Consider the following 25,380-nt stretch of genomic DNA (forward strand, 5'->3'; position numbering starts at 1 on the left):
TCAAAAATGAAAATGAAAAACGGATGGTTTATTGGTTTGACTTTTCCAAAGGAAAATTGAAAAAAAAGGAAACGAATGAAAAGAAAATAGAATTGTTGGAGTTGAGATTATGAGTGAAACAAATGTTAAAATATCGGATGTGACCGCCAATTCCGCGGTTTTAGGATTTGCCGGTTTGGCTCTTGCGGCGATTATTCTTGGCCTTCAGGGAATGGGTTTAATCACGGATGCCATTGTCGTTGTATCGATGTCGATTTTTATCGGCGGTTTTGCGCAAACGTTTGCCGGCTTGCAGCTGTGGAGAAAAGGAAATAATTTTGCGGCAACCGCATTTACGGCATTCAGTTTATTTTGGTTTTCGTTTGCCTACATTTTAATTACACCTTATGGTGAGCCGGCCGGTGCCGCGTCGCTTGCTTGGTATTTATTAGTATGGGGAATATTCGCGACCGGCCTCACGGTTGGCTCGTTGAAGTTGGGTTCAAAATCGTTAATTGTTGTGTTGATTCTTTTGGACTTGACGTTCTTCTCAACCACCGTTGCTTTCTTCGGCATTAATTTAAGTATTCTTCCGGGTGTGATTACATTGATTATGGGACTTGCGGCTTTGTACACGTCCCTGTCAATTATCCTGAACGAGTGCGGCTACAAACTACCGAATTAAAAAGGGATTCAGAAGCAAATAAAGCAGCAAATAAAGCAGCCAACTAAAAAGCAACGAATACCAAAAAAAACAACAAATATTAAAGTTAAGTTTTTTAAAAAAACTTGACTCATTTCATACCTCAAACAAAATAACCGACCGGCAATAACCTTACGCTCTTTTCAATATTTGCCGGCCGGACTTGTTTTCCTGGTTTCTTGATTTCTAATTTATAGAGTATATTGAAGAAGAATAGACGCCAAAAATGCATATATAGGACGTCACCCCTATAATAATAATTAGAATCGTATGGAAAATATTACATAAATAATATTTTCGTGATTTTAACTCAAAACAAAACATAGAGGGGCTTGAATGAGACGAACCGATTTAAAAAAACATGTGTGGAATATATTATCAGTAACTTTCCTTTTGCTTCTGATTCTTATTTTAATCGCACCATCTGCCTTGGCCGCAGATGCTTCAATAACAAAAAGCGCCGGAATGCCGATTAGAAATGATTTTCCGGGATTTGACGCATCCGGCAACAACATAACAATTTCCGGAAATCCATTGGAAGACAGTGACTGGGAGGATTTGAAAAATATAAACCAACCGTTTAATCTGACTTTAATGGATCAAATTGTAATCAACGATACGGCTTTTAGAAATAATGAATATTTGATTTCAATTTCAGCTGATGACACCACAGATATCGGATTTCGGACATTTTATAACTGTTCCAATTTGACCTCTGCCGAGTTCCCGAATGTTACAAACATTGGACAAGCCGCTTTTAGAGATTGTACAAATTTAACTTATGCTTATTTCCCAAATGCAACCACCCTGGAACAAAATGCGTTTTTGAATTGTTCGAATTTGTCTGGGACGGAGTTTTCAAACGTAACGGACATTGGACAAGCCGCATTTAATAATTGCACAAATTTAACTTATGCTTATTTCCCAAACGCAACCACCATTGAACAAAATGCGTTTTTTAATTGTTCGAATTTAACTAATATTGATTTTCCCAATGCAACTGACATTGGACATGCCGCATTTAATAATTGCACAAATTTAACTTATGCTTATTTCCCAAACGCAACCACCATTGAACAAAATGCATTTTTTAATTGTTCGAATTTAACTTTTGTCGATTTTCCAAACGCAACCGTTGTTGAACAAGCCGCTTTTAAAGATTGTATAAATTTAACGGATGCTTATTTTCCAAGCGCAACAACCATTGAACAAAATGCATTTTTAAATTGTTCGAATTTATTGTGGATGGACTTTTCAAATGTAACGGACATCGGGACCGGAGCTTTTAGGAATTGTACAGGCTTGATTTTCGCTGTGTTCCCGAATGTTGCAAGCATGGGGAACAATGTGTTCTTGGACTGTTCCAATCTAAGTACAATTCAACTGGGAGACGTCCCACCAACTCTGACGGGAAATACATTTAAAAATGTTTCAAGTCTTTTGATATTGGTTCCGGATGAAATGAATTATTCGCCGCTTCCTGCCTATTTCCCGGCCGATTCATTCACACGCGTCGGAAGTATCTCCATAGGTTTCAACCTCATAAATGCCGGAGAAACGCTCCTTTTAGAGAACGATATCACTCCAATTTCAGAAGACATCTTTTCATGGTCCTTGGAAACAATGGACCAAGATATAGATTTGCAATACAATGGTGTCAATTACACAAAAATAAATGCACAGCCAAATGATTCCGGAACATACATAGCCTTTTTGGAAAACAACGGTGTCTACCACCTAATCGGAATATTTTATGCGGGGATTCTTGAAAATGAAGTTCGGGGAAGCGGCGGTTATGGCGAAGCCCGGGTTATCAACACGGTGCCCATACAAACAAATGCCAGCGGATTTGAAGAGAATACAACTGAAATCAATTCGACAAATTCTACAAATTCCACGCCGGCAACACCCACAGCCGAGCCGGTTGAAAATTCAACACCTTTGGAACAATCCACTCCAATAATCAGCCGAACGTTTTTGATTTTATTGGTTTTAGCGGTTGTTGTGATTCTTGGTATTGTTGGAGCCGCATACTACTTTAAACAGAAAAAAGGAAACTGAGATTTCCTCTTTTCTTTTTTATTTTTTGGATGATTTCTTGGCACCAGATTGCTTTTTTTCAGCGCTTTTTTAATGGTTTTTATTTTTCCGTGTTTTTTAATTGATTTTATTTTTGCCGCCGTCCGCCATTATGGCAACAATTTTTGGATTCGTTTTTCAACAAAACCAGCAGACGGTTTTTATCTTTCTTCTTTTACCTTTCATCCTTTACTTTTCTTCTTTTACTTTTCTTCTTTTACTTTTCTTCTTTTACTTTTCTTCATTCCAATTTTTCAATTTTTCAATTTTTTAATTTTTTAATTTTTCAAAAAAATAGAATCTGTTGTTGATTGTCGAATTTTTAAATCCCAAAGGTTGATTTTTTTCGGGAATAGTCGAGCCTCATTTAGAGGGAAGCCGATTCTTTTTTTTGAAAAAACGTGTGAGAGAGATTTTTTGATTTATGTCAACCGGAATGGAAATCTTTTTAACAGGATAGGAATATTAGAAGCCGGATTTGTCATGAATTATTCTGATGGATCTTAAAAAACGGATACTGTGAGAAAAACAGGGTCTAAATTAAGAAAGATAAAAACGAAAAAAACAGTAAAAACAGTGAAAAACGGATTGAAACGATAAAACGGTTTTCATAACCGTTTTAAAAACGTCTCCGGTTTGCCGGTTGACGAAATTAAAATTTTTGAGTGTAAAAACGATTGATTTTTGGTCCCTTGGTTCTTTTTTTGAAAAACATTATTTTTTCAAAAAAACCAATCCGGAGAAGAAATATGAGTGAAATACAATTGATAAAAACGGTAGACACTACCGCAAACCCGGGACCGCTTGGACTGACCGGATTTAGCATCGCAACTTTAATGCTGGGACTTCATAACGCCGGTCTTTTTCCGGATAATTTAGTCGTCATCGCCATGGCCATTTTCGTTGGCGGATTGGCTCAATTTTTAGCCGGAATCCTGGCTTGGAAAAAAGGAAACACCTTTGAAACCGTCGCATTCATCGGTTTTGGTGTCTTTTGGCTCAGTTTTGCCTACATCTTAATCGCTCCGTTTGGAGCAGCCGCCGCCACGACGGAATCTGTCGGATGGTATCTGGCTCTGTGGGGATTGTTTGGCCTTGGACTGCTTTTGGCCACGTTGAAAATGAAAAACCGCGCACTGGTCGTTATTTTCGTTCTTTTGGTCTTGACTTTCTTCATTACAGCAATCGCCCACTTTGGAATCGCACTTGGAATTGTGCCGGGAATCTGTGCCCTTTTGTTGGGACTTTCGGCCTTTTACACCGCCATGGCCACCGTCATGAATGAGCAAGGATACAATTTGCCGATGTAAAAAAATAAGAATAACAACATCATCAAAATCGAAATTGAACTCCATCAATTTTGATTTTTTTCTATTTTTTGTTCATTTTCTCTTTTGTTCATTTTTTCTTTTGTTCATTTTTGCTTTTTGCGCCGCTGCCGTCGCGCGTTATGGCAACACGTTTTTAAAAATCACATAAACACGACAGATTCTTTTTTTAACTTTAAGATTATTGAAACGTATTTTTGTTTTTATCAATGTACCCATTTTTTATTATCGTTTTTGGATTCAATCATTTTTTTCCAAATAAATCTTGATATACTATTGAAACCCAATTAACATGGAATCATCTTTTTTTCAAATTACAATTCAAAATTGCGGTGCGAAAATGACATTCAGTTTGGGAATCGATGCCGGTGGGACATATACGGATGCCGTTTTAATTCAAGATGAGGATGGCTGCGTTGTCGAATCGGGAAAAGCATTGACCACTTATCCGGACCCGATTACGGGAATTAAAAACGCGATGAAACTGTTGGATCCTGAAAAACTCAAAAATGTATCCATTGTCTCCCTCTCAACAACGCTTTCGACCAACACGATTTTGGAAAACAAAGGATTTCCGGTCGGCCTCATTATGGTTGGTGAGTTTCATATTCCGGATGCGATTCCGGCATCCATGTACTGCGTTGTTGCCGGTGGTCACGACAGCAATGGGGAAGAAATTTGTCCGTTGGATATCGAACCGGTCCGAAAATTCGCGCGTTCCGTCCAAGACAAAGTGGCGGCTTTTGCCGTATCGTCTTTGTTCAGCACCCGAAATGCCGACCACGAGCTTTTTGTGAAAAAAGAAATTTTCGAACTCACCGGCCTTCCGGTCGTTTGCGGGCACGAGCTTTCTCAGGATCTGGGTGCTTACGAGCGGGCCGTCACTGCTTTTTTAAATGCGCAGCTGATTCCCATCACCTACAAATTTACGCAGTCCGTCGTCACTGAAATGAAAGCGTCCGGCATGAACGCGACCCTTCTCATGCTCAAATGCGATGGTTCCGTCGTCGGGATTGATGAGGCCCTGGAAAAACCGATTGAAACCATTTTTTCCGGCCCTGCCGCCAGTTTAATGGGTGCGGCCCATTTGTCCGGTCTCAAAACGTGTGCCGTCATCGACATTGGCGGAACAAGTACGGATGTCGCGCTGATTCAAAACGGGCTTCCGGAAATGGATGAGTCCGGCGCCGTTGTCGGTGGTTGGTCGACGCGTGTCAAAGCGATTCGGATGGAAACAATGGCTACCGGCGGAGACAGCCACGTTTTTGCGACCGACGACCCCAATCAAAAAATTCATTTGGGACCGATTCGTGTGATGCCGCTGTGCCGGGCAGCGATTCTTTATCCGGGATTTTTGAATAAGCTCAAAGACATCAAGTTGCCGCCCCGAAAATATTTATCGGAATTCATCTTGCCGTCTGTGTTTTACATCCGGACCGGTTTTGTCCCAATGGAGCTGACCCCGCTTGAAAAAACGCATTACGCCGCCGTTGATGAGTTTCCGGCATCGTGGAGCGATTTGTTTGACCGCCTGGGCGGACAAATGCCGCTCTCACTTGCGCTGGAATCGTTGGTCAAAAAAAGACTGATTCAGCCGATTGGGTTTACGCCGACGGATGCGCTTCACATTCTGGGAGATTACACGGAATGGGATCAAGAAGCTGCACTGACCGGCGCCGAAAAAATGGAGCGGCTGACCAAAAAGAATCCGAAAGAACTTGCCCTTTACACGAAAAATCGTGTGGCAAAGAATATGTCTAAAAGCCTCATCGAATATTTGGTCCCGGGAATCGAAAGCAAGGACGTGGAAAAAATCCTGTCCGGGGAATTTCATACCAAATTTTCAATCTCCGTCCCGATTATTCTCATCGGCGGCCCGTCCAAAGCCTACGTTTCCGAAATTCAAAACATTATTGAAGGAGATGTGTCGGCACCCAAATTTTCGGACGTTGGAAACGCGGTCGGTGCCTTGACCGGAAAAGGAGTCAAACGGCTGGAAATTATTATTAAGGAAAATAAAGTCAAGCAAAAAGGAGCCGCTGCCTTTGAAAATAAGCTGGAGGAAATCCGCGAAGAAAACGGTGAAGAAAAAAACGAACCGAAAAATAAAAAGAAAATTGATGAAAAGAAAATTGATGAAAAAAAGAATGAAAAGAAAAGTGATGAAAAGAAAAGTGATGAAAAAAAGAATGAAAAAAGAAAGGAGCCGGATGATTTGGATAAGCGGTGCGATGGGCGCTGTTCCAAAAAATGCAAAAGCGATTGCAAGGCTTTTGGAGGAAATTTGGCCGGAAAGGAAGCAAAAGGTGCCGACGGAAAGGAAACAAAAAACCCCGCCGGACAAGAAGAATCCAACAAAACCCCCGACGGCATTGTTCCCGGAAAAATGATTTTGGAATATTTGGTTTTCCATGACGGGAAGCGGACTGTTTTTAAAAATTATTCGGACGCCTATGATTTCGCCTGTGCCGCCGGCCAAAAAACGGTTTTGGATGTCATGAAAAAAACCGGTTTAAAGGAAGAGCAAATCGAGATCAATTTCACCAAAAAAGAAATCCGGACCGGGACAGAAAATCCGATTGAGACAAAAATCACTTTTGTCGGTGTGGAAACGGCGAAAAATGAAGATTTTAAATGCAACATTCCGGATTTCGTGAAATTTATCAATCCGGAAAAAAAGTATCGGGAAGAGAAATAATCTCTTTTCTGATTTTGAAATTAAAATATTTGTTCTATTCCAAAAGCATTGACGATTACGTTTTTTGAATTAATATTTTTTAAAAAATTTGAAACAGATTATTGTGGCGGATTAAACAGATAAATCATAAAAATAATAAAAACAAGTATAAAAAATATTGTAATCAAAAATGAGGTTTGAAATATCATCAATATTGGAACAAGTATAAAAATGAATGAAAATATAAAAACAAAAATATTAGATATTAAGTTCGATTTATTATTTTGTACCTCGGAAATTTTTCCGATTTCATTCATCTTTGCTTTTTTATCTTTCTGTCTGTTCATCCAGTACATTGAAGTAGCAATAATCAACCCACCAAAAATAATTGATAATATTTCAATACTTTGTGTTGATGACATTTTTTCACCGGGAATAAATAAAGTAAATTGACTTTTGGAAAGAGGATATACTCAAATTTAAATTTGCTGCCGACTTCTCACCAATACATCTATTCATATGAACAATCCGAGAAATTCGGACGCGGTACGCGTCCGAATTTTCGGGAGGGTTTGCTTGATTGGGATAATAGTTGTTATTTTGTTATTTTGTTATTTTGTTATTTTGTTATTTTGTTGTTGTTTTACCATTTCATTTTTCGGTAAACAAAAGCAACACCTGCCAAAGCCAAAATTCCAAAAATCAATTCAAATCCGGGAATGGATTTTGATTTTTCTGCGGAATTTTCAGGATTCAAGTAAGAAGCGTCTCCGGGGCTTTCCGTTTGCCAATCAAAAACGGGGAGCTGATAATTTTCAAAATCCTTTAAAGCCCAGAAATAGCTGCCGAAGTTACCCCAATTGTCGGGATTTCCCCAAATATCTTCACTTCTAACGGTTGTCGAATATTCTGTTTTAGGATCTTCTTTTCTGAATTTTGTGTTCGTGGTCATTCCATCCCAAGGGTTGGCCCAGTAAATGGATCCTGTATTGTAAAAATATTCATTGATACCGGCGACTCTACCGATTGATTTTTTATTTCCGGACTCAAAATATGTGCTTCCGACATTGACAGATTTCGTGAGCACCCAGCTGTCTTTTAAAACACCCCGGTTTTTTCCGGCCATTCCACCGGCATAATCCTGCCATGCAAAAACAGTTCCGGTTGCATAGCAGCCTTCAATAAATCCTTCATAATTTTGACCGGCAAAACCACCGACAACAGATTCCCCGATAACAGCACTATTAGAATAGCAATTTTGAATTTTTCCCTGGAAATTGTTTCCAACGAAACCACCGGCTTCATACCCTTTTCCTTCAATTGAACAGGCGGCATAACTACAATTAATAAAACCATAATTGGCACCGACAAGGCCTCCAATTGTGTTTTCCCCAAAAAGTTCTCCTGTGGCAAAACATCCGGCTATTGAACCAAAATTACAGCCAACAAGGCCACCCAGATCATTATTTGAATTGCCTTTCACATGGACGGCTGAACAATTTTGAATGCTTCCATAATTCCGTCCAACAAGGCTTCCAACTCCGGAATCTCCTGAAAAAGATGGATTTACGAGGCCAAGATTTTTTACTTCTCCCCCTTGATCAATATAACCAAACAATCCCGAAGATTGACTTTTGGAAGAGGATATACTCAAATTTTGAATTATTTTCCCATTTCCATTTAGTTGACCGGAAAAAAAATTCTTTTCTTCTTGAAAACTTCCAATCGGCTCCCAAACATCCGAATCAGAAAAATCCAAATCGTTCATGAGAATATAGCTGGCGGACAAATTGTTTCTAATTTCATCCAGTTGTTCGATGGTGGTGATTTGAAATGGATTTTCAGAGGTTCCGTTTCCATCGCCGGAAAATGCATAAACGGGGTTACAACATAAAACGAAAATAAAAAGTATAATCATCAAAGATGGTACAGAATTTATTGATAAATGTTTTATCATGATATCCACCCGGTATTTTAATAAAAATAAAGAAGGAATATCTCCCTTCTTTTTAAATATTGATTACTTAATTGATTGCTTATTTAGATACTCTAAACTCCCAACCATTTGAATCAACTCCATTTCCGCCAGTACTAAAACTGATGCCGAGGGCTCCAATGGTGAAGGAGTAAGTCAAAACCGCTTTAGAATGGACATAATAAATATGAAAACGAACATCGCTGACGTCACCTTGCCGCTTCAAAGATACGGTTCCAATACCATTCATTGCATGGCTTTGTGGAGCTGAAGATATTTGCATAGGGAATTGATATTTCGTACCATAAAACCCATCAACAGAAGAAGATCCAGAAACAGATTTAGTTAGTGTTGACCCTTTATAGTAATTTATAGTCACTGGAGAATAGCCATAAGTATGGATCGATGTGTTTGGTCCAAGGTTTATGTCATTCCAACCAAGAGCAAAAGAATCGGTAAATGCCCATACTGGAAGACGCGTCCACTGATATTCGTATTTAACTTTTATAGTTGTTTCATTTTTTGAAGAATTATACTTTAATGGTTCTAATATAGTAAATTTTACTGTCATGTTAGCGGCCAAATCCGCAGAAGTCTTAGCCGAACTATCAAAATTTCTTATTAACTCAACTTCATTTTTTGTGTAACCAAATCCAATCAGTTCATCATCAGAATAAGTTTCGTTGATTAATTTTATGTGTTTTTTAAATTCATTATCATAATTTTTTATAATTTTGATATCATCATCCGAGAAGCCACTTATTTTAAGTGATTTTTCTGATTGTTTTGAAAGATTTGATACAAATTCAAATTCATTAATTGTCGCCGTTGCTGAGTCATTCTCTTCAGAAAGTGTTATATTTTCCTCTACCGCCATCGTCGGTCCCAAAAGACTGACTAAAATGAACAATGCACAAAGCAAACTCATCCATGTATTTTTCTTTAACATATTTTTATACCTCACAGTAATGTTTTACTGAGTTTATTTTAAATACTCTAAAAACAATATGTGAGCGAATCGGACTTCTCAGTTTTGATTCACTCACTAAAAATTGGCGCCGGATTACAGCCGGCGTCAATTCGAAGTCTCAATCAAATACGTTTGATTTTAACTCTTTTGATTAATTAAAACTGGTATTATATTAATACTCCCATCAATTAAAAGAAAATCAGGATATTTCTAAATATATTCAAATGATGAATCATTTTGAATATGCAGTAAGTCTGTTAAAATTGTTTTTCCCAATAAATTATCATAAAACTTTCTACGTATTTTTTTTTGCTTTTTAAATTTTAAAAAATGTATTCAGAGGAACTTTACAAAAGCAATATTTAGTATTGAGCAAATTTACTTGATTTGCATCTACAGATGCTGTTTTTTAAATAAAATTTTAATTTTGACCGTTTTTAACAGATTCAAAAAAGGCAACTGAATTCGTATTGAAAAAATAAAAAATATTTGGGATCTGTCTTTTTTTATTTTTTACTTTGCTTTTTTGTGCTGGCGCCGTCCGCGCGCGTTATGGCAACAAATTTTTGATTTTTCAACAAAACCGTCGGCCTGTTTTTAGCATTGCTGCAACAGTCTACTGTTTTAGGATTGCTGCAACAGTCTACTGTTTTAGGATTGCTGCAACTGTTTACTGTTTCAGGATTGCTGCAACTGTTTACTGTTTCAGGATTGCTGCCGACTTCTCACCAACACATCTATTCATATGAACAATCCGAGAAATTCGGACGCGGTACGCGTCCGAATTTTCGGGAGGGTTTGCTTGATTGGGATAATAGTTGTTATTTTGTTATTTTGTTATTTTGTTGTTATTTTATCGTCTCATTTTTCGGTAAACAAAAGCAACCCCTGCCAAAGCCAAAATTCCAAAAATCAATTCAAATCCGGGAATGGATTTTGACTTTTCTGCGGAATTTTCAGGATTCAAATAAGAAGCGTCTCCGGGACTTTCCGTTTGCCATTCAAAAACGGGGAGCTGATAATTTTCAAAATCTTTGAGGGTCCAATAATAATCATACCCACTCCAACAAAACTTATTTCCGAATGTCCCCCAAATTTCTTCACTGCTGACAGAGGAAACATATTCTCTTTTAGATTTTTCTTTTCTGAATTTTGCATTGGTCATCATTCCATCCCACGAGCTGCACCAATATATTGTTCCCGGATATTCATTTATACCCGTAATTTTTCCGACCGATTTTTGATTTTCGGACTTAAAATATTGAGCTCCAAGACTGATTTCTTTATTTAACGCCATGCTGTATTTTAAAATACCAAGATTTTTGCCGGCAAGTCCGCCTACGCGACCGTTTTCTGCAAAAACCGTTCCAGCCACATAACAGTTATCAATGAGTCCTTCATAATTTTGACCAACAAGACCACCAACAACATCATTTCCGGAAACAGAACCCATAAAATAACAATCCTGAATCTTTCCTTGATAATTGTTCCCAACAAAACCCCCAATACTATTGCCTTTTCCGTTAATAAAACCGGCAACAGAGCAATTATTAATCAAATTATAATTGGTTCCGGAAAAACCGCCAACCATGTTTTCACCAAAAAGTTTGCCGGTCACCCTACTATTAGAAATTGATCCACTGTTTGAACCGACAAGACCCCCCAGATTATCTTTTGAATACATTTCAACGTTAATCGCTGAACAATTATGGATTAAACCATAATTATCGCCAGCAAAACTTCCAGCGATGGATTCACTCGAAACGGATGGATTGACAAGACTCAGATTTGTTAGTTCTCCTCTTGGACTAATGTAAGCAAATAATCCGGAATATGACCCTTTAGGAGAAGAAATGTTCAAATTTTGAATAATTTTGCCATTTCCGTTTAATTGTCCCGAAAAATACGTTTTGTTTTGAAAATCTCCAATCGGTTCCCATGGAATATTGGAACCGGTAAAGTCCAAATCATTCATCAAAATATAAGATGCGGACAAATTGCTTCGGATTTCATTCAATTGATTGTTTGTCGTAATTTGAAACGGGTCGTTGGGAGTTCCCGAGCCGGAGCCGGAAAATGCCAGTGCCTGCGGAAAATAAAAAACAAAAAACAAAAAACAAAGTACAATACACAAAAAAATAACATATTTGTTCATAATAGTCCTCCGTTTTTAATACATAATATTAAAAAAGAGGATTTTTTATAAATCCTCTATAAATTTTTGTTATTTGGTTACATTAAATGCCCAGCTTGCCCAATCAACCCCACTTTCACCCGAATTAAAATTAAGACCTCCTGATAATATACTAAAGGCATAAGAAAGAGTAAGTTTTGCATGAACGTAATAAACATGGAAATTAATATTATTACAGTCTCCCGATTGCACCAAAGATACTTCTCCGGTTCCATGCATTGCATGACTGCTTGGCTGTGCCCAAGATTGCATTGGGAATTGGCATTTTGTTCCATAGAAGCCATTAGGCATTGAAGTTACTGTATCGGTTCTTGTTAATGTTGATCCCAAATAGTAATCTATTCTCACAGGAGAATGCCCATAATTATGAATCGACGTGTTGGGCCCAATACTTGTATTATTCCAACCCAATGCAAAAGAATCAGTGAATGTAAAAAACGGAAGGCGTGTCCATTGATATTCATATTTAATTTTCACGGTGGTTTCATTTTTTGTTTGGTCATATTGAAGAGATTCCAGTACAGTGAAATATATTGTCAAATTAGCTTTTAATTCATCACTCGATTTGGCGGAATTTTGTAATTTGTCAAAATTTCTGATTAACTTAACCTCATCTTTTGTATATCCAAACCCAATCAACTCTTCATCTGAATACGTTTCGTTAATTGAAATAATATGTTTAACAAATTCATCTTCATAATTTTTTATACGTTTGATTTCTTCATCTGAGAAGCCATTTTTCTTAAGTGTTTCCTCAGATTGTTTTGACAAATTGGAAATTAAATCAAACTCATTAATTGTTATGGATACCGTATCATTTTTCTTTGATAAAGTTACGCCTTCTTCCGCCGCCATCGCCGGCACCAAAAGACTGACCAAAATGAGCAATGCACAGAGCAGGCTCATCCATCTGTTTTTTGAATCATTTTTTTCACCGAATTGTTCTTGAGTTTATTTTAGGTTTATTTTAAATATGTTCAATACAATGGGTGAATGAATCCGTGGCCTGTGAAAGTTTACAGATTCATGCACATAAAAATTGATGCCGGCTTTTGCCGGTGTCAATTTGCAGGATTGAATCAATATTGATAAAATCCTCAATAACAAAAAAGATGAAATACTATTTAGTATTTTCCAAAATTTATAAAAAGATATAGATATTTTTTTTGTTTAAAAATATCAAAACATAACTCATAAAAGGGCAAGTTTTGGCACTGAAGAGTTATTAAAATAAAAATAATTCTTATTAAATTCAAAATATCAGGCCTTTATTTTAAAATTTTATGAAATTCATTTTTCAATATGTTTCCATCTCACTTTATTTTTCATATTTGGTTTTTCCAATTCTGTTTTTTCCAATTCTGTTTTTTCAACTCTTTCCCTTAACTTTTCCCTTTTTCAAAAACAAAAATGGTTTGTAGCCCGGCCTTATTTTCAATAAAATCTGTGAAATCACAACCAACACCGGAAGTTCTATCAGTGGTCCAATGACCAACGCCAGCGCAATCAAGGGACTTTCCGGAAAGGCTGAAACCGCAATTGCCAACGACAATGGCGAATTTCGGGCCAACGTTGTCAGATTTAAAGCGGCGGTGTCTTCATAATTCATTTGAAGCGTACGCCCGACGACTTGCCCGAGAAGAAACGTCGCGGCGAAAAAAATCAGAACCGGAACGAGCATTTGAAGAAGAAGTCCCGGATTTTTGAGCAACAATTCACCTTGGGACGCAAACATGGCGATGATGGCCAAATTCAAAAACAAAAACTGCATGTTGTCATTGTGGATGAGAATCTTGTTTTCAAACTTTTCCGTTCCCCATTTTAACACAAATAATTTTCTAAAAATCGTGGCGGCGACAAACGGAATCAAAAGAACAATGACAATGCTTTTGACCAACGTCAGCATGTCAATTTCAACAACGCTGCCCGCAAAAACATACAAATAGACCGGCAAAAGCGCAATCTGCAAAATCAGATTGATCGGCAGCTGAGCAGCCCCCAGACTCACATTTCCTTTGGCGGCGCCGGTAAAAATAATGTACCAATCCGTGCACGGCGTCACCATCAGCATCAAAAACCCTACTTGAAGGTCAGGCGACCCGGTCAAAAACAAATCCGCCAAAAACCAAGCGAAAAGCGGTGTCCAGACAAAATTAAAAATGACAGCGGTGGACGCAAATTTTACATTTTTAAATGCTTTCCCAAGACTGCCCAAATCAATTTGTAAGAATACGCCAAAAAGCATAATCATCAAAAACGGCTCAACCAGCATGCTTGCGTTTGCGCCGACCAATTCCGATTGCCCGAGAAAAACACCGATAAAAATCGACACCAAAATAATAACTGTCCGGAATTGGTTGAGAAAATTCAATTGAGATCCCCGTAAATTTGGATTGAAATATTCATTTTATTATTTTATCCGTTTTATTATTTTATTGTTTTATTTTGTTTTTATTTTATTATTTTATCCGTTTTATTATTTTATTGTTTTATTTTGTTTTTATTTTCTTTTATTTTCTTTTTTTTCGTTTTACTTTCTTTTTATTTTTTTTTATTTTTACTTTAATTTTATTCGATTTATTTTTAATTTTATTCAATTTATTTTGATTTTAATTCAACTAATATTTAATTTTTTGATTTTATTCTATTTATTGCTCTTGTTTTTTTACATTTTCCCTAAAAAATTGATTTAGGGTTATCTTTTTAATATCAGAGAGTTATTTTACATTTTGGTTTTTAGTCTATAATTTGAAATCCGTCTCCGTATTGGAACAAATTATAGATGGTTGACAATTTTTTAGGATGGTTTTAGAAATGACAACGTTAAAAGAAAATCTCTTAAAAGCTTTAAACGGCGAACCCGTTGAAAAAACGCCGGTTGTCTCCGTGACACAAACCGGAATTGTCGAATTGATGGACTTGGTCAACGCTCCGTGGCCGGAATCTCAATCCAATGCCAAAATGATGGCAGACTTAGCTGTTGCCGCTCACGAACTTGGCGGCCTTGAAGCCGTCCGCGTCCCCTATTGTTTAACAGTCCTTGCGCAAGCGATGGGCTGCGAAGTCAACATGGGAACCAAAAACCGGCAGCCGTCCGTGACGGCGCATCCATATGAAAAACCGGAAATGCTGGACGATGCCAAAAAGCCGGACTTAAAAAATGCCGGAAGAATCCCGGCCGTTTTGGAAGCCATTCGATTGGTTCGCCAAAAAGTCGGACCCGATGTTCCGATTATCGGCGGCATGGAAGGACCGATTACGCTTGCGTCCGACCTGTGCAGTGTGAAATCATTTATGAAATGGTCCATTAAAAAACCGGATGACCTCAAACGGGTGATTGATTTCGCAAATGTTGCCGCCATTGAATATGCCAACTTGATGGTGGAAGCCGGCGCAGATATTATTTGTATTGCCGACCCGGTTTCATCTCCGGACCTGATGAGCCCGCAAGATTTCCATGACAAACTCATGGGAGCCATTACTGAATTTGCCGACAAAGTCAAGGCACCGGTTGTTCTTCACGTCTGCGGAAATGTGACCGCCATTTTAAATGACATGGCCGACTGTCACTGCAAAGGACTCAGTATTGAAGAAAAAGTGGAAGATGTTAAGGGTGCCGTTGAACTCACCAAAGGCCGTGCCGTCATTATCGGAAATGTCTCCAGCCCATTCGTGCTTTTAAGCGGAGATCCGGCAAAAGTCGCCGCTGCTGTCAATAATGCGCTGGATGCCGGTGTTGCCATTCTTGCGCCGGGATGCGGAATCGCGCCGATGACACCGCTTGCCAACATCAAAGCGATGGTGGACGCACGAAACAAATATTTCCAAAAATAAGGAAGAAATATTCTCGAACACAGATGAATAATTAAAATATCAAAATCAAATAGTTCAAAAAACATATGCCGGCAGCAAAATTGTTGCCGGCTTTTTTTATTTATTTTTCAAAAATGGATTTTTAGATAATTATGTCGCAGATGGCTGTTCATTTTATCACCAGTCGCAGCAAAAAAGATGTTTGAAAAATTGAAATCCGACATAAAATTGTATGAAAACGAGCATGGGGTTATTGTAACTGATTTTGAAAATGATCCGACATACCCATAAAAATGAAAAAAGAATGAATGATCTAAAACGTAATAATTTTACATTATAACCATAGCACCCAAAGTATTGCAACAAGTGATAATAAAATTACAAAACAAGAAGAGCTGCGTGGATTTTGTATGATGAAATTCCCAATTTTGTTACGTTCTGATAATGAATTTGATGTATCTTGTATAGGTTGTATAGGAAATCGATTTATCCAATTCTCCATATAAATTATTAAAATGCACATCGCAATATACATTAGAAGAATGGAAATATTAAAAAACAAAAACAATAACCCAATACATACATTTTCTTTTGTTAAATTTGTAGATTGGGTTAAAATATTCCAAATATCTCTCAGAGTGTCAAAAATACTATCTGACAATTCATATGATTTGCTCGCAATAAACACTGCAGAAGTCATCCAAACTGCTTTTGTCAACAGAATAAGAGTTGGTGTTCTTATCAAATTCATACAAATCATTGATTCCGCTTCAAATATTTTTCAAAGTCCGCTTGCGTTCCCGGCCGCATTCCCATTGTTTTGAGCCGCTCAATCACACTTTTTGCGTCACGTTTTCTTGCCGACAACGGAACGTCGCGGTCAAAATTCACAACACCTTCTAATGTCGAGTCCGCTGAAATAATCGATGTCACCACATTCGCCCCGGCATTGAGGCGGTCGACCATTCCGTCAATTCCGGCAACGTCAAGGGATGCCGGAATAAACCGGTCCGGAAACAAAAACCGAAGAACGGAAATAATTTTAAGTTCCATGAGATATGGCGCTTGAATTGTTTTTTCTAAAGGCGTTCCGGGCTGTGGCTCAAACGTCATGACACGGACTTGATCCGGATCCGATTTTTGCATTTCCCGAAGCGAATAAAGTGCTGACTTCACATCGTCCACCACAAAATCCGGTGTGTTGAGAACAGATTTTGAAAAACCGGTGAGGATGCCGTCTTCCGTACACATGCCGGCCGCTTTGGCCGCGTTTCGTGCTTGAATTCGCCCCTCAAAAGACTGACCGACCCGCAATTTTTCATACAAATCCCGCTGATAAGTTTCTTGGTAAAGCGCAAAAAAATCGGCGCCGGCTTCGGCTAATTTTTGAATGAGATCATCGCTCACGACGCCGGGAGAAATCATCACCGGAAGACCGGCAACTTCTTGGGCGATTTGGACAAATTCAATCAAATTTTCGGGATGATTGTGGAAATGCGGGTCTTCGCCCATCGTTAAATCAATCATGTGCACGCCTTCGTTTTTGAGTTTTGCGCACATTTCCCGAAGTTCCCCGGGCGTTAACCGGTAGCGGTCAATATTATTGGCAGCACGGTAATAGCAAAAAGCACATTTGTTTTTACAATAAGTGGAAAAATAAACAAAACTGTAAAGATAGACATTGTTGGAAAAAAAGTGATTGCGTACAGCTCTTGCCGCCTCAAACATCTTTTGAAGATCTTCATCGTCCGTCGCGGAAAGCATGCTCAAAATCGCATCGTCCGAAATCGCTTGTTTGGAAATTCGGTCAGACACGAACTTAGAAATGTCCGCTTCATTCATATTTTTAAAATAATCCGTCAACACACACTCCCCCAAAAAACACGGTCACCCAATATTTTTTTAAATTTACAAGTTGTTTTAAATTTAAAAAATCGTTTTTTAATTTGCAAAATCGTTTTTTAATTTGCAAAATCGTTTTTTAATTTGCAAAATCGTTTTTTAATTTGCAAAATCGTTTTTAAAATTACAATTTTGTGTAAATGCCGTTATAATAAAATTCCGAGCGGCTGCCCCGCTTAATATTTTTAAATTTGTGTCGGGCTTTAAGCAAACGTTCCAGCCCGAATCCGGCACCGATCCACGGTTTGCTGACGCCCCAGTCCATATCCATCGGAACCGGACCGACCACCGCGGACGATAATTCCATATCGCCATGCATCACGTCCACCGTCGCGCCGTAAACCATGCACTCGTCTCCCTCAATCGTGTAATCAATTCCAAGGAACGTCAAGAATTCATCCAGAAGCGCGATTAAGTTTTCCCGAGTCGACCCTTCTCCCATCTGACAGAAATTCACCATTGTGAATTCTTCCAAGTGGCTGCTGCCATCGGATTCTTTGCGGTAGCAGGGTCCGATTTCAAATATTTTCACCGGATCCGGCAAGACTTTATCGAATCGAGCCAAATAATTGTAAAGCACCGGCGCCAGCATTGGGCGCAGGCATAAATTGTCATCTGTCCGGAAGATTTGTTTGGATAATTCCTCATCTTTGTCAATTCCCATTCGGATGATGTATTCTTCAGGAATCAGAATGGAGGATTTGATTTCAATAAATCCTTTGGAAATTAAAAAGGCAGAGATATCACGTTCCAATTTTGCAAGCATGTGTTCGCGACTGTTTGCGTAGATGTCGCACAATTCTTTTTTCCGGCGGCCGGTCAACAAGGATTCAATTTCGGAAAAGCTCATGTCTGTTTGTTCCAAATCAATTTCATCATCGGACACAAGCAGGGACTCCAGCCGGCTTCGCTGAGACGGAGAAAAAGATTTCTTTTCGGTTTTTTCGGTTTTTTCCGCTTTTACATTCTGTTGCTCCGACTGTTCCGGTTTTTCAGTGGGGTTGGAATTGGACATAAATTTAACTTCCGATTTTGATTCTGGTTTCATGGAACCCGAATCTGATTTCATGGAAACAGATTCTGTTTTTTGTGTGGCCGGAATCTGAGACAGTGGCGGCTGGAATGGCACCGGCTGGGATGGCACCGGCTGGGATGACACCGGCTGGGATGACACCGTTGAAACGGGCCTCGACGTGTCTTTTTTTCCGACTTTTTTGGAAACGGATGCTTTGGCGATCGGCTCAACAAAAGTAATTCCTTCATAGAAGTTTTTGGAAACAAACCGTTGGATGCGGTCGTCCGACAAACGGCATTTTTTACAGACTTTTTTGTATTTCGAATTGCGAAGAGAGCGTGCCGACGCGCTGTTTCTTGAATTTCTGGCCGTGACCACATCGCCGCAATCCATCGTAATACGAATATTTTGCCGGGAAACCTCATACCGGGAAACACCGTGAAGAACATCTTTTCGAGAAAGCCAAACACCATTGAGTTTGACAAGTCTTTCAAGGGTTGGGCGGTCCATTTTTAAGTCAATCCTGAGGTTTTTTGAAAAAGTTTAATTTGAAAAATTGATGATTTAAAAAAATGAAAAGGACGGAGACCCCGGGAATCTAACCCGGCTAAACGGATCTAGAGTCCATTCGATCTACCTGACCAGATCTCCTTTTGCCGATTTTGGAATTCCCCCCGACTCTTTTTAAACAAAAGGCAAGCGGGAAGTTGCAGAAGAATAAGCCGTTTTTTGAATTAAATACTTTCCCACAAAATGGACGGATTTGATGGATTTGATGATTTTGATGGATTTGATGATTTTTTAAAAAATCCATTAAATGATCAATTTTATGCAAAAATTATCAATTAAATGATCAGTATAAAAATTTAGACATATGGGATTGTGCCAAAACCGCCAGGCATGTTTTGTTGAAATCATTTTCAAAAGAACCGTTTTTTTCCTGAATGGAGAAAAGTTTTGGAAGGGACGCAACACAGGCTGGATTGTCCACCCGGGACAGCGCCAGCAAAACCAGGCAGCTTGTTGCGGTTGAGTTCCAAAAACCGTTCCTTCGTTCCAGAATCAGCCAATTGGATTTTCGGGAAATAAATTCCGAAACTTCCAAATCTTCGGCGCCGGAAAAAAGCCGAAGTTCCCGCTGCTTTTGAAGTGCTGTTAAAATAAGTGCGGTCGTCCCCGGAAATTTCCATTCCAAAAGATCGCGCCGGCACACATCCAAACACACATCGGGCTCAAAGATTCCGGCGTCAGCCGTGGCGGCCAATGCATAAACCAAATCATAAATATCGTCTGTTCCGGCTGCCCAATTCTTTTTTTGAGTGATCAGTTCATCGGTTGCTTTTTGGAGGGAGGTTTGAAGATTTTTTTGCGCTGCCGCGTCAAAATAAATATCGGAGCCGGAAGAATCGGAAGAAGAACCTGCCCGGCTCAGATATTTTTGAACGACGGACAAACAAGAAACCGCACGCGCCGTATCTTTGATGTCCCCAAAAGAACCGTTTTGATTTTGTTTTTGAAGAAGAGTCAGCGTTGCCGGCAAAAAAACCGGTGTTTTACTCCAATAAAGAGAACATAAAATTAAATTGGACAACTCTTTGACCGAAAAATCAAAATGCGGCTTGCCGTCCTTGCCGTTTATTTGAGAGAGAATCCAAGAGAAACTGCGCCCAATCGACAAAAAAGCTTGATTGGAAATTTCAACGACTTCCTCATCCAAGTGTCGGGAAAAATCCAAATCCGAATCCTCCGAAAAATAATATCCATCGGAACCGGAATCCGAACTTTCGAGACTTTGGACGTCTGTGTCTTGACCGTTTGTATCTTGACCGTCCGCATCTTGACTGTCCGCGTCTTGACCGTCCGCATCTTGACCGTCCGCATCTTGACCGTCCGCATCTTGACCGTCCGCATCTTGACCGTCTGTATCTCGAATGTTAACTTTTTGTCTGCTCATGTTCCTCAAACAAAAATAAGAATCGGAGTATAAAAAAGTAACATCTTGATTTGAATAATAATAAAAATCAAAAAAATAATAAAATCGACGATAAAAACGATAATAATATTAAAAATAACAAGGACCGTTTACGGCAAATCAGTTAATTCAAATTTAAAGACAGTTGGAACGATTAAAAAAAGGAGTTTCCACGTTGTGGAAACTCTTGTGTGTGTGTTTTTATATGGGTTTGTGGTTTTATAGAATGTGTGGTTTTAGACTTTTTGAACATGAACGTTTTTCAAAAGAATCCAAAAGCAACTTTTACAAAGAACAACCCCTATAAAAACCTGTTGTTGATTTTAAGGAAGCCGTTGTATAAAATTGACAAAACCGGCACGGAAAATCAATCAGTTTTTGAATTTTACCGTTATAATATGCAAACATAATTGTAGTATAATATAACAACACGCCTGTATTTCGGATTGGCTAATTTATTTCCATCATTTTTTTGAAATCGGAAGAAATTCGATTTTCCGGATATGCTTTTATAGTTTGAATGGATTGTATATTTGCATTATTATAATTATAATTGTTTTTTTATACAAAATATAATGAGGTTTTGAAATGTTTTGGATGATTGCGGAACATCTGATGGGCGTAAAAGGCCTGGCAAGCTTAGATGAAAAAATACCTTTTAAATTTGAAAGAAACATCGGACGGGAAGACCGGGTTCGAAGATTCCTTATCGGTTCCGTCGCGTTAATCGCTCTTATTTTTGTCCGGCGCGGATTTATTTTCCGGTATTTCCTCGGACTGGCCGCCCTGGCCGGACTTGTGACGGCTTACACTAAATTCTCACCGGTTTACGCGTTAATCGGGGAAAATACGACCAAAAAAGGAAAGAAGAAAAATAAGTAAACAAATTGATTTCCTTTTTTATTTTTCTTTTTTGTTTGTTTTGTTTCTTTTTTGTTCTGTTTCTTATTGCTTGTTTGTTTTGATTCCTTTTTGTTCTGTTTCTTATTTTGCTTTTGTTTGATTGCGTCGCACGCACTATGACGACAATTCGTTTTAAAAAATTGACAAAACAATCCTCCGTTTTTTGATTTTTTCAAAATTTAAAATTTACTGCAATCTGTTTACAATTATTTGGTTTTATATCTGATTTTTGTCTGATTTTTGTCTGATTTGATGTTTGCTGCATTTTTTGTCTGATTTTTGTCTGATTTGATGTTTGCTTCATTTTATTACCGTTGTTTGACCGCTGTCGGTCATTTTACCTTAGCCTTGTGTTTTTGGATGTATATTAAAATATTAATAATTATAATATAATTTATATATTTAAAATGTAATTTATTGTTGGTTCTTTAACCAAATAAAAATAAGGAGCATGAAAATGAACCCGTTCTTGAAATTATTACCTGAAATGATGACCTGGCCTTTTGGAAACAAAAAGGATGAGGACCCGAAAACCCCTGCCTCTTCCACCGATGATGAAATTTTTTACCAGCGCGCTGTCCAAACCGCTATTTGGTCTCTGCCGGTCGTGAATTCCATTTCCACTTACCAAAGCCTCAACAGCCTCGGCGCCAAATACAACGACGTGATTTATTTTTCAAAACCGATGGACTCCCGCCATCTGTTTTTAACACCCAACAACCAAACCCCATACACTCTTTCCTTTATTGATTTGAGATACGGTCCGATTGTTGTGGAAATTCCCCCGGCGAATGATAAAGTGTCTCTTTTCGGAAGTTTTAACGATACCTGGTCCCAGCCCATCGAAGATTTCGGACCGGCCGGCGCCGACCAAGGCAATGGCGGAAAATATCTCTTACTGCCTCCCGATTTTTCCGGAAAAATTTGCGAAGGCGGATACATTATCCGTCAATCCAACACCTACTTTGTCACACTTGGCGGCCGTCCTATCATCAGCAAAATGGGAACGGCCGAAGATGTCGTCGCCGTCAGCAAAAAAGTTAAAATTTATCCGGTATCACAATCCGGAAAGCCCGCGCCAAACACCTACATTGACGCCTATCCGAAATCCTGGAATGCTTTGACAGATTACGATTTATCCTACTTTAAAAAATTGTCCGACTTCGTCAACCTGGAATTTTTGCAAGAAAGAGATGCTGCAATGATTGGAATGCTGGCAGCCATCGGAATTGAAAAAGGAAAAAAATTCAGTCCGGATCCCAAACAAATCCAACTCTTTGAAAAAGCAATTCATACCGCCTATGCTTTCATGAACAACTACTTCATCACCCTCGGAAAAGGATATGAAAAATATTGGGCGGACCGGCAATGGGGTTTTGTTCATTTCACCGAAAAAGAAAATTTTACCTTCGTGGTGGATAACAAAATGCTCCTGGACGAACGCTCCGGAGGCTTTACTTTTTGGGCCGTCTCCATTCCGAAAAAATTGGGAGCGACTTCATACATGCTCGGCCTCCGAGACAAAGATGGAAAAGTTTTCGACCCGAAAAAAACATACCGGCTGACCGTCCCTGCGGACGTTCCCGTCCGCGATTTTTGGTCGGTTGTTGTCTACAGCATGAAAACAAAATCTTTTGTCCCAAATCCCTTAGAACGCGTCGGGTTGTCCTCTTATGACAAATCCAAACTCGCGGTCAACCCGGACAAAACCATTGACATTTATATGAGTGCAAAGGCCCCCGAAGGCAAAGAATCCAACTGGATTCCAACCAAGGGAGAAGATTTCTTTTTAATATTCCGGCTCTATGGGCCCGAAAAACCATTCTTTGACAAAACCTGGAAATTAGCCGATGTTGAAGAAATGAAATAAAACCCGAATCCTTTTTTGGATAATATAAAATTTGTGAGGAAATATCATGAAACAGAAAAAATTCTCTATGCTGCCTACCGCATCTGTTCTTTTAGTCAGCGGCGGAAATACCCAAAAAGAAAGTAAAACCGAAATCACCCATAACCAAACTTCCAATAAACAAGCTCCCAATAACCAAACTTCCAATAAACAAGCTCCCAATAAACAAGCTCCTAATCTTTTCTTGGCCGGAGAAAAATATGCGATGACGCACTTTGACCCCGGTCAAAGCGACGCATTCGCGCACAATGTCCCCCGCGGCACTTTTAAAATTGATTTGCGAAAATTTCCGCGCATTGCCGGCGGACCGGTCAATTTTATGCAAATGATCTCCACCGACCCGAAATATATGTGGTCGACCTCAACCGGCGGCATTTCCTATGTGGACGTATCCAATGACGGATGGAAACCGGTCGCTCAAATCAACACCCCCAATTTAAAAGTTATTCCTCCGGAAGTTTTGGATAAAGGACTCGGCCAAGAAATCCGAAATATTAAGCAAGCGGAAAATATTGTTTTAAAAGATTGGGGCGTTAACTGGTCCCGTTTGGCCAACAATGTTTACATGTTTGTGGACAAGACCAACGTTTTGTATGCGAACGCTCAGCCATCGCATGTTCATGCGTACGGGCTCAAAGATCCGAAAAATCCGGCTGCCGGAATCCAAATCTTACGAACGCTCGACTTTTCGGAAACATTAAAAAAGGTTGCTAAAGGCGTGAACAATCCGTCTTTGCAAAAATATGGCGCGCCGATTATCGGGCTTTCGATGACTTATGACGGTCAAATCATTATCTTATCGCCGTTTTCAGTGTCCATCATTGACCGAGAATTTAAAAATAAGCCGCAAACCATCGAATTACCCAAAGACGAATTTGTTTCCAATTCCGTCTGTGTGGATGAAAAAAACGCCATTTATGTTGCCAGCGATAAGATGATGCGCAAAATTGTCTGGACCGGCAAAAAATTGTCGGTCGATGAAGCCGATGGCGCCTGGGCGTCGCCTTATGATTTTGGGGAAGAACCGCCCAGCGTCAAATTCGGAACCGGAACCGGTTCAACCCCGACACTCATGGGTTTTGGGGACGATCCCGACAAATTGGTGGTCATTACGGATGGTGCCAACCGCATGAACTTGGTTGCTTTTTGGCGGGATGAAATTCCGGCCGATTTTAAACAGCAGCCAAAAACAAAATCCCGCCGTATCGCCGGACAAATCGGAATCACATGCGGACTTGTGCCTTTGCCGAAATTCATTCAAAGCGAACAATCCGTTGTGGTTGACGGCTACGGCGCGTTTGTGGTCAACAATATCCGAGACGAAGGACACGAAGACAAACTGGTTGACGTCTTAGCCGGAGGTCCTGTGTTCACGCCGCCGATCGGAGTTGAGCGCTGCGAATGGGATCCGAAAACACACAGCTGGAAATCGGTGTGGACGCGGGACGATGTGGTTGGAACCAGCATGGTTCCGTCCATGAGCATCCCCTCAAAAATCGTATTGGTAAACGGCTATACGCTTGGAGATGGATGGGAATTGACCGGAATGGATTGGAATACCGGAGAAACAGTCACACGAATCATTTTCGGACAAGACAATCTTGGAAACGGCGCTTACGCGCTCATTCAATTCCTTCCCAACGGCGATCTTCTATTTAACAGCATCGGCGGACCCGTTCGTGTCTCGTTCAAAAAATAAATAAATAAATAAATAAATAAACTTGCATACACCGAACCGGTTTTACCGGCCGGTGTTTTCATTTTTAAGATCTTTTTTTGATGTTTTTTATTTTGCTTTTTTTGTTGTTATTTCTTTTGTTGTTATTTTTTTTGTTGTTATTTCTTTTATTGTTATTTTTTTGTTGTATTTTTTTATTTCTCTTAAATTTTTTCATTATTTCTTCGTCATTGCTTGTTTATTTTATTTTCAGCATTCGACAATGTCCATAAAAAGCGAAAAT

Annotated in this window: 18 protein-coding genes; 9 read left to right on the forward strand and 9 right to left on the reverse strand. The window is 39.1% G+C overall.

The genetic code is table 11. From position 1 onward, the window contains the following. The first annotated feature begins 109 nt into the window (after nt 1-109). From MsAm2_RS08060 to MsAm2_RS08075, 4 genes are all read left to right on the forward strand, one after another. Nucleotides 110-664: an acetate uptake transporter gene (locus MsAm2_RS08060; protein ID WP_338097731.1), complete on the forward strand. Its 555-nt coding sequence runs from the start codon at nt 110-112 to the stop codon at nt 662-664. 354 nt (nt 665-1,018) lie between these two features. Beyond that, entirely contained in the window at nt 1,019-2,743 is a 1,725-nt protein-coding gene (locus tag MsAm2_RS08065; protein ID WP_338097732.1) for a leucine-rich repeat domain-containing protein, read from the forward strand. A 767-nt stretch (nt 2,744-3,510) separates the two neighbouring features. Continuing rightward, nucleotides 3,511-4,071, forward strand: coding sequence for an acetate uptake transporter (locus MsAm2_RS08070; protein WP_338097733.1), 561 nt, complete (start codon nt 3,511-3,513; stop codon nt 4,069-4,071). 358 nt (nt 4,072-4,429) lie between these two features. Then, a complete protein-coding gene (locus tag MsAm2_RS08075; RefSeq protein WP_338097734.1) occupies nt 4,430-6,787 on the forward strand; it encodes a hydantoinase/oxoprolinase N-terminal domain-containing protein in 2,358 nt (785 codons plus the stop codon). 98 nt (nt 6,788-6,885) lie between these two features. Here MsAm2_RS08075 and MsAm2_RS08080 read toward each other — a convergent pair whose 3' ends face one another. The 3 genes from MsAm2_RS08080 to MsAm2_RS08090 form a co-directional block, all read right to left on the reverse strand. Continuing rightward, nucleotides 6,886-7,188 (reverse strand): hypothetical protein, encoded by a 303-nt coding sequence (locus MsAm2_RS08080; RefSeq protein WP_338097735.1) that lies wholly within the window; start codon nt 7,186-7,188, stop codon nt 6,886-6,888. A gap of 221 nt (nt 7,189-7,409) precedes the next feature. Next, nucleotides 7,410-8,723, reverse strand: a complete 1,314-nt coding sequence (locus MsAm2_RS08085; RefSeq protein WP_338097736.1) for a GLUG motif-containing protein — start codon at nt 8,721-8,723, stop codon at nt 7,410-7,412. A 79-nt stretch (nt 8,724-8,802) separates the two neighbouring features. After that, nucleotides 8,803-9,690 carry a hypothetical protein gene (locus tag MsAm2_RS08090; RefSeq protein WP_338097737.1) on the reverse strand — a complete coding sequence of 296 codons (888 nt, stop codon included), beginning with the start codon at nt 9,688-9,690 and terminating at the stop codon, nt 8,803-8,805. Between the two features lie 539 nt (nt 9,691-10,229). On the opposite strand from MsAm2_RS08090, the gene MsAm2_RS08095 reads away from it, so the two are divergent. Then, nucleotides 10,230-10,460 (forward strand): hypothetical protein, encoded by a 231-nt coding sequence (locus MsAm2_RS08095; protein ID WP_338097738.1) that lies wholly within the window; start codon nt 10,230-10,232, stop codon nt 10,458-10,460. A gap of 104 nt (nt 10,461-10,564) precedes the next feature. On the opposite strand, the gene MsAm2_RS08100 is transcribed toward MsAm2_RS08095, so the two are convergent. The 3 genes from MsAm2_RS08100 to MsAm2_RS08110 all read right to left on the reverse strand — a co-directional run bounded on the left by MsAm2_RS08100 (nt 10,565) and on the right by MsAm2_RS08110 (nt 14,276). Beyond that, the gene (locus MsAm2_RS08100) at nt 10,565-11,866 is read right to left on the reverse strand and encodes a GLUG motif-containing protein (protein ID WP_338097739.1); all 1,302 of its coding nucleotides are present in this window, start codon (nt 11,864-11,866) and stop codon (nt 10,565-10,567) included. A 69-nt stretch (nt 11,867-11,935) separates the two neighbouring features. Further along, nucleotides 11,936-12,760: a hypothetical protein gene (locus MsAm2_RS08105; RefSeq protein ID WP_338097740.1), complete on the reverse strand. Its 825-nt coding sequence runs from the start codon at nt 12,758-12,760 to the stop codon at nt 11,936-11,938. A gap of 514 nt (nt 12,761-13,274) precedes the next feature. Further along, the gene (locus MsAm2_RS08110) at nt 13,275-14,276 is read right to left on the reverse strand and encodes an arsenic resistance protein (protein ID WP_338097741.1); all 1,002 of its coding nucleotides are present in this window, start codon (nt 14,274-14,276) and stop codon (nt 13,275-13,277) included. A gap of 443 nt (nt 14,277-14,719) precedes the next feature. Here MsAm2_RS08110 and mtaA point away from each other — a divergent pair, with 443 nt between their 5' ends. Then, on the forward strand, nt 14,720-15,739 hold the full coding sequence (mtaA, locus tag MsAm2_RS08115; protein ID WP_338097742.1) for a methylcobamide:CoM methyltransferase MtaA: 1,020 nt from the start codon (nt 14,720-14,722) through the stop codon (nt 15,737-15,739). 735 nt (nt 15,740-16,474) lie between these two features. Here the strand turns inward: mtaA and pylB are convergent. From pylB to MsAm2_RS08130, 3 genes are all read right to left on the reverse strand, one after another. Beyond that, nucleotides 16,475-17,560 (reverse strand): methylornithine synthase PylB, encoded by a 1,086-nt coding sequence (gene pylB / locus MsAm2_RS08120; protein WP_476738677.1) that lies wholly within the window; start codon nt 17,558-17,560, stop codon nt 16,475-16,477. A gap of 184 nt (nt 17,561-17,744) precedes the next feature. Next, nucleotides 17,745-19,145, reverse strand: a complete 1,401-nt coding sequence (gene pylS, locus MsAm2_RS08125) for a pyrrolysine--tRNA(Pyl) ligase (RefSeq protein WP_338097744.1) — start codon at nt 19,143-19,145, stop codon at nt 17,745-17,747. A gap of 343 nt (nt 19,146-19,488) precedes the next feature. Then, nucleotides 19,489-20,589, reverse strand: coding sequence for a hypothetical protein (locus tag MsAm2_RS08130; RefSeq protein ID WP_338097745.1), 1,101 nt, complete (start codon nt 20,587-20,589; stop codon nt 19,489-19,491). Between the two features lie 606 nt (nt 20,590-21,195). Here MsAm2_RS08130 and MsAm2_RS08135 point away from each other — a divergent pair. From MsAm2_RS08135 to MsAm2_RS08145, 3 genes are all read left to right on the forward strand, one after another. After that, nucleotides 21,196-21,489 carry a YgaP family membrane protein gene (locus MsAm2_RS08135; protein WP_338097746.1) on the forward strand — a complete coding sequence of 98 codons (294 nt, stop codon included), beginning with the start codon at nt 21,196-21,198 and terminating at the stop codon, nt 21,487-21,489. Nucleotides 21,490-21,997: 508 nt separating this feature from the next. Further along, nucleotides 21,998-23,380 carry a DUF1254 domain-containing protein gene (locus MsAm2_RS08140; RefSeq protein WP_338097747.1) on the forward strand — a complete coding sequence of 461 codons (1,383 nt, stop codon included), beginning with the start codon at nt 21,998-22,000 and terminating at the stop codon, nt 23,378-23,380. A 46-nt stretch (nt 23,381-23,426) separates the two neighbouring features. Then, a complete protein-coding gene (locus tag MsAm2_RS08145; protein ID WP_338097748.1) occupies nt 23,427-25,118 on the forward strand; it encodes a hypothetical protein in 1,692 nt (563 codons plus the stop codon). The last annotated feature ends 262 nt before the right edge of the window (nt 25,119-25,380 follow it).

Origin of the sequence: Methanolapillus ohkumae (genome assembly GCF_032594355.1) — an archaeon.
Taxonomy (GTDB): Archaea; Halobacteriota; Methanosarcinia; order Methanosarcinales; family Methanosarcinaceae; genus Methanolapillus; species Methanolapillus ohkumae.

Excerpts from the sequence above, each read along its gene's own strand:
- MsAm2_RS08085 (WP_338097736.1), bottom strand. The coding sequence starts at position 8,723 with ATGATAAAACATTTATCAATAAATTCTGTACCATCTTTGATGATTATA.
- pylS (WP_338097744.1), bottom strand. The coding sequence starts at position 19,145 with ATGGACCGCCCAACCCTTGAAAGACTTGTCAAACTCAATGGTGTTTGG.
- MsAm2_RS08065 (WP_338097732.1), top strand. The coding sequence starts at position 1,019 with ATGAGACGAACCGATTTAAAAAAACATGTGTGGAATATATTATCAGTA.
- MsAm2_RS08135 (WP_338097746.1), top strand. The coding sequence starts at position 21,196 with ATGTTTTGGATGATTGCGGAACATCTGATGGGCGTAAAAGGCCTGGCA.
- MsAm2_RS08130 (WP_338097745.1), bottom strand. The coding sequence starts at position 20,589 with ATGAGCAGACAAAAAGTTAACATTCGAGATACAGACGGTCAAGATGCG.
- mtaA (WP_338097742.1), top strand. The coding sequence starts at position 14,720 with ATGACAACGTTAAAAGAAAATCTCTTAAAAGCTTTAAACGGCGAACCC.
- MsAm2_RS08140 (WP_338097747.1), top strand. The coding sequence starts at position 21,998 with ATGATGACCTGGCCTTTTGGAAACAAAAAGGATGAGGACCCGAAAACC.
- MsAm2_RS08060 (WP_338097731.1), top strand. The coding sequence starts at position 110 with ATGAGTGAAACAAATGTTAAAATATCGGATGTGACCGCCAATTCCGCG.
- MsAm2_RS08100 (WP_338097739.1), bottom strand. The coding sequence starts at position 11,866 with ATGAACAAATATGTTATTTTTTTGTGTATTGTACTTTGTTTTTTGTTT.
- MsAm2_RS08075 (WP_338097734.1), top strand. The coding sequence starts at position 4,430 with ATGACATTCAGTTTGGGAATCGATGCCGGTGGGACATATACGGATGCC.
- pylB (WP_476738677.1), bottom strand. The coding sequence starts at position 17,560 with ATGAATGAAGCGGACATTTCTAAGTTCGTGTCTGACCGAATTTCCAAA.
- MsAm2_RS08080 (WP_338097735.1), bottom strand. The coding sequence starts at position 7,188 with ATGTCATCAACACAAAGTATTGAAATATTATCAATTATTTTTGGTGGG.
- MsAm2_RS08090 (WP_338097737.1), bottom strand. The coding sequence starts at position 9,690 with ATGTTAAAGAAAAATACATGGATGAGTTTGCTTTGTGCATTGTTCATT.
- MsAm2_RS08105 (WP_338097740.1), bottom strand. The coding sequence starts at position 12,760 with ATGGCGGCGGAAGAAGGCGTAACTTTATCAAAGAAAAATGATACGGTA.
- MsAm2_RS08145 (WP_338097748.1), top strand. The coding sequence starts at position 23,427 with ATGAAACAGAAAAAATTCTCTATGCTGCCTACCGCATCTGTTCTTTTA.
- MsAm2_RS08070 (WP_338097733.1), top strand. The coding sequence starts at position 3,511 with ATGAGTGAAATACAATTGATAAAAACGGTAGACACTACCGCAAACCCG.